This is a genomic window from Actinokineospora xionganensis (genome assembly GCF_014323725.1).
Classification (GTDB): domain Bacteria; phylum Actinomycetota; class Actinomycetes; order Mycobacteriales; family Pseudonocardiaceae; genus Actinokineospora; species Actinokineospora xionganensis.
Genome location: NZ_JABVED010000058.1, coordinates 1 through 1,047 on the forward strand (window position 1 = coordinate 1; position 1,047 = coordinate 1,047).

General features: G+C 67.0%; 1 protein-coding gene. It reads left to right on the plus strand.

The annotated features are described in order from the left end of the window. The first annotated feature begins 133 nt into the window (after positions 1-133). A protein-coding gene (locus GPZ80_RS31870) for an IS5 family transposase (RefSeq protein WP_446678436.1) occupies positions 134-1,029 on the plus strand; the annotation gives its coding sequence in 2 pieces (ribosomal slippage) (positions 134-496 and positions 499-1,029; 894 coding nt in all). Positions 1,030-1,047 lie beyond the last annotated feature (18 nt).

Genomic DNA, 1,047 nt, shown 5'->3' on the forward strand with positions numbered 1-1,047 from the left:
CTAGGCCGTGTCTCGAAGTCCTGACCAGCTGAGATCATCGGATGCGGACGGTGTCGGCGTGTCGTTGATCAAATAGACGAGGTCTCCGGTAGATCGATCAACGACGAAGAAGATCGAGAACACCGGAGACCTCGTGGCCAGCGTAGCGGTGGCGGGGCGGGCCGACCTGACCGACGCGCAGTGGGCGGTACTCGAACCGCTGCTGCCGGCCGGGAAGAAGCCGGGCCGCCCGCCCCAATGGACCAGACGGCAGCTCATCAACGGGATCCGGTGGCGAGTCCGTGCCGGCACCCCCTGGCGCGATGTCCCACCGGCGTATGGCTCGTGGCAGGCGGTCTACGGGCTGTTTCGCCGCTGGCAACGCGCCGGGGTGTGGGCGGTGATCCTGGCGGCGTTGCAGGCCCGCGCCGACGCCGCCGGGTTGATCACCTGGGATGTCAGTGTCGACTCGACCATCGCCCGCGCTCACCAGCACGCCGCTGGAGCGCGGAAAAGGGGGATGCTCAGAAGGAACCACCCGGTGGGGTGGGAGATCCGGAACCGGCTGATCACGCGCTGGGCAGATCCCGGGGTGGATGGACCACCAAGCTGCATCTGGCCACCGAACAGGCCCAGAAGCCGCTTTCGCTGGTCGTGACCACCGGGCAGCGTGGGGACTCGCCGCAGTTTCAGGTGGTGCTGGGTCGTATCCGGGTCGCCCGGCCAGGGCGGGGTAGGCCACGGACCCGGCCGGATCGGGTGTTGGCGGACAAGGCGTACGGCTCCCGCGCCAACCGTCACTACCTGCGCCGCCGTGATATTCGGTGCACCATCCCGGAGAAGACCGACCAGATCCGCCACCGCAAGGGCAAGGGCCGTGCTGGTGGTCGTCCACCGGTGTTCGACCCAGAGGCTTACCAGCAGCGCCACGCCGTGGAGTGCGGGATAAACCGGCTCAAGCGCAACCGTGCTGTGGCCACGAGATACGACAAACTCGCCGTTCGCTACGAAGCAACCGTCCAGGTAGCCACGATCAACGAGTGGCTATGACTTCGAAACACGGCCTAG